Annotated in this window: 5 protein-coding genes; 2 read left to right on the top strand and 3 right to left on the bottom strand. The window is 48.3% G+C overall.

Going from position 1 to position 7,269, the window contains the following annotated elements:
- Positions 1–1,134: hypothetical protein (locus tag L0156_02590; protein MCI0601877.1), on the top strand; the 1,134-nt coding region annotated here is incomplete at its 5' end.
- Positions 1,113–2,273 carry a hypothetical protein gene (locus L0156_02585; GenBank protein ID MCI0601876.1) on the top strand — a complete coding sequence of 387 codons (1,161 nt, stop codon included), beginning with the start codon at positions 1,113–1,115 and terminating at the stop codon, positions 2,271–2,273. The genes L0156_02590 and L0156_02585, both read left to right, overlap by 22 nt.
- 207 nt (positions 2,274–2,480) lie before the next feature.
- Here L0156_02585 and L0156_02580 read toward each other — a convergent pair whose 3' ends face one another.
- From L0156_02580 to L0156_02570, 3 genes are read right to left on the bottom strand one after another with little or no spacing between them, the layout of a single operon-like run.
- The gene (locus tag L0156_02580; protein ID MCI0601875.1) at positions 2,481–4,169 is read right to left on the bottom strand and encodes a hypothetical protein; all 1,689 of its coding nucleotides are present in this window, start codon (positions 4,167–4,169) and stop codon (positions 2,481–2,483) included.
- Complete coding sequence (locus L0156_02575) at positions 4,148–5,599, bottom strand: hypothetical protein (protein MCI0601874.1); 1,452 nt, start codon at positions 5,597–5,599, stop codon at positions 4,148–4,150. The genes L0156_02580 and L0156_02575 overlap by 22 nt, the downstream gene beginning before the upstream one ends.
- Before the next feature lie 53 nt (positions 5,600–5,652).
- On the bottom strand, positions 5,653–7,266 hold the full coding sequence (locus tag L0156_02570) for a hypothetical protein (GenBank protein MCI0601873.1): 1,614 nt from the start codon (positions 7,264–7,266) through the stop codon (positions 5,653–5,655).
- Positions 7,267–7,269 lie beyond the last annotated feature (3 nt).

The following is a 7,269-nucleotide window of genomic DNA, read 5'->3' as shown; positions in this document are numbered from 1 at the left end:
CGTTTTATCATCGGTCTTCTGGCGATACTGCTGATGCTCACACCTATCACGAAGGCCGATACCGAGATGTTGTTCACCGACAATTTTGAAGGCAACCTGGACGGATGGGAGATATTCAGCACTCCAGATGTTGTCATTCGCTCCTCAAATGATCCCTCTCACGATAAAGTGTTGGTACTCATTCCTAATGGAGATGTATACGCGCTGGTGCGAGGGTCTGATCGTTGGAAGGGCATACGAATGCAAGGAGACGTTTTGTTTCCGAAAGATGAATCAAACTATCTTGGCATTATCTACAATTTTCGGACGGTTGGAGGTCGAACTGATTTTGGGAATATTTATATCAAGGGGGACGGCAGTTATCTGCAGGCAAATCCTCACTGGGACTTCAATGTTGGCCGAACTCTCTATCCGGAGTTTCACGTAAACCTGAGTGGCACTGCTGCCATACGAATCGGAGAATGGCAACACTTTAAGGTTGAGGTAATAAAGAACGAATGTCATTTCTATGTTGGGGACATGTCAACTCCTCAGTTAACGTATCCGCTAAGGAGTTTGAAGACCTCCGGTCATTTCGGATTGCAGCCGAGATCGGTAGGTGGAGAAGTTTGGGTCGACAATATAGTCGTCGATTCCATCAAGACGTTCACCTACAAAGGGCCTAGCCGGCCGGCTATTTCATACGAAACAGAATCATTGTTGACCAGATGGGAGGTACTCGGTCCATTGGAAAGGAATAAGGATGACGTCCCCCGTAATACCGATGCAAAAGGCAATTCATGGCGATCCTTCGCTACAGATGAACGTGGCGCAGTGATAACGGCAATGGTCACCGATTATCAGGGTCCGCGAACTGTCGCTTACTTCCGCACACGATTTGAACACGGTAAGGATGAAGAGCTATTCTTGCACATCAGTACTGTGGATGACCTTGCGGTCTGGGTAAACGGGCGTTTTCAATGGTTTATTCCCCGTGATGAAAATGCATGGTTCGATTTCAGGAAGAAGCCCGAACATGCCGGACAACGCATTCCCATTCCAATCAGGAAGGGAGAGAATCAGATTGTTGTTCGCGCCCGTGGGGGTGTTTATGCATCTGGTGGATTCTATGCATGTCTGGAAACTCCGAAGTGACAACAAAACGACTCTTGAATTTACTGGCGCTTCTGGTGCTTTCATCAAGCATCCAGGCCAAGGATCCCACTCTGTGGGGAAATCTGCCTCATGGCGGATTCACTACTATCGGGTTCAAAATCTTTCAATTTGCAGATGCGGACAGAGGGAATAGACCGATACAAGTAAGCCTTTGGTATCCGGCACAAGGGAATAACAATTGCGCCAGGTTACGATATAAAGACTATTTTCTCTTAAGCGTTATAGAAAAAGGAAACGCACTTACTGATGATGAGGCAAATACGTCACTTGATGATTACCAAAAACAAATCGCTTCAATGGGAATTCCAGAAAGCGCATTCGAACAGTGGATGCAATCGGAGATGGGAGCTACACCGGATGCGAAATCATTTCCCGGTCGTTATCCCTTAATTCTGATCGCACAAGGTAATTTTCAATCCGCTCATCACCAGGCAATTCTGGCTGAATTTCTCGCGAATAATGGTTATGTTGTGGCAACTTGTCCGTCCCAGACAAGGATTTCCGGACCGATGACGTCGGAAAATGATATTCTTCCGAGCGCTCAGGAACAAGTAATGGATCTAAAATTCATCCTGCAGGCTCTGGGAAAGCAATTAAACATAGACCCCGGCAAAGTCGGGGTGGTGGCGCACAGTTTTGGCGCACGATCGGCGCTTCTATTGGTAATCCAAACCCCGGACGTGAAAGCGCTTGTCAGCCTGGATGGCGGCATTGGAAACAAACAAGGTAAAGGGTTGATCGAGAGGTCGCCTTTGTTTGATGCGCAGAAAGTTACGGTGCCAATTCTTCATTTCTACGAAGATGTTGAGCAGTTCATGGTACCTGATTTTGATCTCTTGCGGTCGCTCGTTCATTCGGAAAGATATCTTATGAAGATCGAGAAAATGCGACATTTGTATTTTACAAGCCTGGGAATGGTTTCCGGTGTTATTCCCGGGGGTGCTCCTTCCTCCTTAGACATCAAACAGAGGTATGAAGCCGTTTGCTTCTACACTTTACATTTTCTCAACGCCTATCTAAAAAGCAATTCCGAGAGCCGCACATTGCTTCTAAAAGAACCCAACCAAAACGGTCTTGCTGCTGAAATTCTGATTGAAAGGATTGAACCCAAAAAATAACCGGCATGAGTGAGCGAGGGGCGGAAGCATCGGGTGCAACGAAATCGTTCGCCACAAGCATCATCATCAACTCTCCTTCGATTTCCGGCAGTTTTGGAGTTGAACTCTTGAGGCAGTGACGCGGGCACAGCAATCGATTTCCTAAAGACGGAATACTTAACCGAATAGTTAAATGATTCCGTTCAGAGCTTCAGTTTTATTGGACCCTCAGCAGGGTGGCTCTCCTGTTCCACCGCAGGGGCACGGGTCGGTTGCCGCCCATCCACTCAAACCCGTCGCGCCCAAAGTCGCTGGCTGATTGGGGTTTTGACTCAGCCAAAACCTGTTGAATGTCACAATCGCGTGGGGCATCACACGTTGCTGGCAGATAAGAGTTTTAATGAAACTAGAAAAGTTGTCGAAATCGGTGTATTGCGTCCAGTTGATGCTCCCATCCTGCGCAATGTGGCATGTCCGGCATGCGGGTTTCACTACCCGGCTGTACGCGTCAGCGTGGGAGGCAGGAGTTGTCCATCCAGGAGGCACAAAACTGGTTATCTGATTTCCCGCGCCGCCCGGATACCATCCGTCAATTACGTCGGTAATGGAAGCCAGGGCATTCGTATCCTTCACGCGTAAGTTCAGATCTCTAAATTTGTTCTGCTGATCCTGCCTTCTGAATCCAACCACGCCTGAATATCCAAAATTATCAAGATCAAATGGGAGGAACTGCGAGCCTTGATCAGGACTCTCACCCGTTTTGTACCGCAAATGACTAGGGACGTTTCCACTTTGCTGAACAAATTCCCCGTTGTTATAGGACCCGGCGTGGCACGTCAAACAAAGGCCCGGAACGAACTTTTGTCCCCGGTTGTCGAGATCTGCAGATGCAACCCGGGTTCCTGCGTTATTGAAAACATAAAATTTTGTAAACCGGGTACTTAAAGGCGCGGCAGAGTATTCCATCGTAACGCAAGCGATCAAATTGATATCGAGTCTTGCTTCATCCACTGTTGGATAGTTGCAGACGTAAAACGCCAAATCGCTGCCGACTTTTTTCGCATGCATTGCCCTGCCGAATCCTAGATCGGCTGCATTCTCATAAGCTGCACTAAACTCGCCAGTAGCAGAATCGTCATCAAAGTTGTTGCCGTTATTATTCGCATCCGGATCATTTGCGAGTGAGTTCGCTCCCTTCCAGGAACTGAAAGTGGTCTTCCCGTTTGTTGGATCAATAGCGTTATAGTAAGCGGCGGCACTGGTTGCGTCGTCAATTCCTTCACGCACCATAAAATGGAATTCGCCGGCAGGTGGAGCAAACGGTGGATTCTGCGGTACGCCCATTGTCAGCGTCGCTTCAGAGTTACAGACAGAGTAAGGATAGGGGGGTGAGGGGTCAGCCGTTCCAGGAATCCCTGCGCCCGAATTGACTGTTTGCTCGCCTAAGGCGATGACGTTCTGCGATGAATCCAAAACATTTAACTTAATGGGTGTATTCGCAGGAAGACGTGTGATTGCGCTGAGCGTATCATTCAGGGTTACAGTTTTGACTTTGTCCAGGCCATTGCCAGTAGGAACGGTGACACGAAGGTTTACAGGCAACGTGAGCCGATTCTCATCGATGATAAGCCTCATACATGCAGCATCGGTAAAGGCAACATCGACATTTAGCGTGGAGAAATGTGTAACTTCTCCTTCGTAGAAATTACCTGTGAGCTTAGCCTTCCCTTCCTCCACCCACACTCCTGTTTTAGAGTCGTACCACCAGAGCGGAATAGTTTGTGGAGGACCTGGAGTAGCTGCCATTTGCCCGGAGTCCACCGGGATACTGACAATTGCTTTTTTGCCGGATGCCAATCCATAATGTTTACCGTTGGCATCCATCAGATTGATATCTACAGCGCCAAAACTAACCATAGTGACAATCTATTCGAAGAGTCTTGGCCGGTGTAATCCCCGGGAAACGGATTTTGAGGATCTCGAAGATCAAACGTGTGCAAATACAACTCTAACGGTGAGGTTGCAGGATTGCCGTTGGAATCAACAATCGAATTGGCAGGAATCCTGACTCGAGATCCAAACTCCCTTCTCACCGGTTTCTCTCGAACATCGATTGGTTGCCGTGGATCTATCGATGATTGGAAAGCTTTGTTCATGAGATATCTTCCACCGATTGCTTTTTCGTAGAAGACTTTGGACAAGCTGGCATATCCTTGTTTTTCAATGTTCAAAACATAGCGCGAGCTTTCCTGTGGAAGTACTACTACGAAATAACCATCCGCATTTGTTTTTGTGGTCTGCCCACCAACGCTTATGCTGGCGCCGTCAATGAGTGGTCCATCGCTTCCTTGCACGGTTCCTGAGAAAACGATTCCCTTATCGGTGGAGAGAGAAACTTTGCGAGTACGATATCCTCCCTTGCCATCGGAGACCTGAACGTAAAGCGTGTGCAATCCCCTACCGTTCGGAAGCTTCCAGTCCACGGTAGGAGAATCTTGAGAAGTAAAGCCGGGAACGTCAGTGCCCCATTTATAATGAAGCTGGTCACCATTTCTATCCTGAGCGGTTGCAGTAACACGCACGGTGGTTCCAGCGGGAACCAGTCGAACTCCCTGTCCCGCCAGAGTGGCAACGACAGTGGAAACGCCGGGACTAAAATTCCGGAATGTCAGATCTACAATATTACTCTGTCCCGTTGATATGGTTTTTTCAGCAGTAGAGGCTTCGCAGTTTGCGTGAATCCGAAATGAGCCACCAGGAACTCTGGTAATCAAATAATCACCAAAGATGTTGGCCAGAACCGGAGCGGTAACCTCTGTATTCGCGCTATCAAGGAGTGAAACGGTGGTGGCGATATTTACGCCAAAAAATGGATCAATGGAACGACAAGGAGTTCCATCAGCCAGGGTGACGCGTCCTGAAATGAAACCACCTTCAGGAACAATTCTTACCGGCAAGGGGTAAACATTTGTGTTGACAATATCGAATGTAGTCGGGTTGCAATCCGGGACAAACCCGTCCCCTTCCCAACATAGCTGGTAACGCCCCGCAGGTTGGTGAGATAAAACAAAGCGACCATTTAAGTCCGTGACGACCTTCGATGTCAGGGCAGAACTTACGGTGTTCTTAAGGTAAACCGATATGCCGGGCAAGAAGATTTGCCTCACCTTGGCTTGCGTTTCCACCAGAGCATACACGAACCCATGAGTTTGACCGCCTTTACCTTGCAACACAGGCGGTACTTTCTTGGGACATCCATTTGCTGTAAAAACAAAAAGCAGAAAGCCGGAAAAAAACAAAAATCTGTACAGCAAGTATCTAAAAGCAGAGGATAATCGGTTGAACATGGTACGCCTCCTTTGATCCATTCATCCCTTTTGGTAAAACATAGTCGCACGTTCTAAAAGTCAGGAATCTTATACTTCTCTCCTTTTGGGCCCAAACGATGATCTGTAGCGGTCACGATAAATGTGAATCCGCCTGCGACCATCTGCTCAATTTCGAAACATCTTGTTCCCGGAATGAGTTTCGGAATCAGTGTTTTATGGACAACTGTAATTTCACCGATCGGTCCGGGCTTTAATTTCTTGGCGTTATATTCGATGCCGAGCGACATAGCCAGAAACTGTCCATCGTCTAAAGGCGGAATCTCTAACCCGTTTTCGCCCTTATTGGATTGCAAAATCACAGCTTCTTCCGGAAAAGGCCTTGCCCGTTCTCCCAGCTTTCCTTCAGCCAGTTGTGTGTAAGGCACTTGCTTAAAACCTTTCAATTTGCTTTCACCTTTTCGGAAAAAGCGTTCAAAGTTTTCTTTAGGAATCGCAAAATACAATTGGAATGCCTCGCGTTGCAATTTCGTTTCCAGAATGAGAGTGTTGCGCCCCGCATCGGGGAGTCTGAAAAAGAGAGGTTGACCCACTATGAAGTTCTTCCAGATAATGTTCGGCGTTGGATCAGTCGATGTTAAGTTGATCTCGAACGGCGCCAGGTTTTTCTGTGCAAGGCGTCTATCCTGATCCGGTGTATCACCGAAATTGGGAAAGCTGGTTCCCTGTTCACGCACCACTACTTTTACACAGAGATGCGCGGACTGACCATGGACCCATTGTTCTGGAGTGAGCCCACCCAAATTCAAACCATTCGAAACCGCATCGTTAAGCGCAGCAACAATCCCATTAAAGGTCGTTTGGACATTCATCCGGAAACCCACGACGTCATACCGACCTGACCTCAAGAAATACTGTTCGTAGATCCCGTTGGTATCATTCAGATCAAGATTCGATAAAGAGGGAAGCTGCACTCCCGGACTAACCAGAGTGTTCCAAACCATAACGCTTGCCGCTGCTTGCAACGCGGGTGGATGATTGATAAACCGGCCTGCATTTGTGTTGCCACGATTTCCAATAATGGCAGCGACATAATATTCACTACCAGCATTGAGAGTGGGTGGATTCACGGTATTACCTGTGGCAGGATCCACTAAGAAAATAAGTGAAGTTGCCCAGTAATTACTTGGCACGCCGGGCCTGACTCCTTGATCACCGGGCATGCTGCATACGAACAATACGACTCCGGCATCCGGTCCCGCAAAACCGGCCGGCATCGAACCGATTACGCCATTCGGGATATCTCTGATTTTTCCGGCCGTTATCCAGCTCGCGAATGTATCCACCAATTTCGGAGCAGGCGCATTGATTTGAAACTCTTGCCACGCGAGAGGAGTACCTGGAGGCATTGTGGGCCAGTTGACGCCACCAACGTTAACCGGCGCGAAGCCTGCGTTCCCTGCTGCACGCGAATTCAACACGGCCCAAAGCGGGCTATCAGCAGGTGTGGTGCTGGCGCCAAGCAGACTTCCGCGGTTCGATTGTCCGAAAACGGAGTTCGCTGCTCCTGGATCGTTCAAACCAAATCCACCGGATGGTGCGGCGGCAGCGTGGACCGTGCCGCTCGGGACGTGATTTAATACTTGAAATTTCTTAAACAACGTAAAATAAAAACTTGGATTTGCCATCTT

It is taken from the genome of bacterium (assembly GCA_022616075.1).
Lineage (GTDB): Bacteria > Acidobacteriota > HRBIN11 > JAKEFK01 > JAKEFK01 > JAKEFK01.
This window is presented reverse-complemented; position numbering and strand designations above follow the sequence as displayed.

Bases quoted from the DNA above. Each gene is read 5' to 3' on its own strand.
- L0156_02585 (MCI0601876.1), top strand. From the start codon at position 1,113: ATGTCTGGAAACTCCGAAGTGACAACAAAACGACTCTTGAATTTACTG.
- L0156_02580 (MCI0601875.1), bottom strand. From the start codon at position 4,169: ATGGTTAGTTTTGGCGCTGTAGATATCAATCTGATGGATGCCAACGGT.
- L0156_02575 (MCI0601874.1), bottom strand. From the start codon at position 5,599: ATGTTCAACCGATTATCCTCTGCTTTTAGATACTTGCTGTACAGATTT.
- L0156_02570 (MCI0601873.1), bottom strand. From the start codon at position 7,266: ATGGCAAATCCAAGTTTTTATTTTACGTTGTTTAAGAAATTTCAAGTA.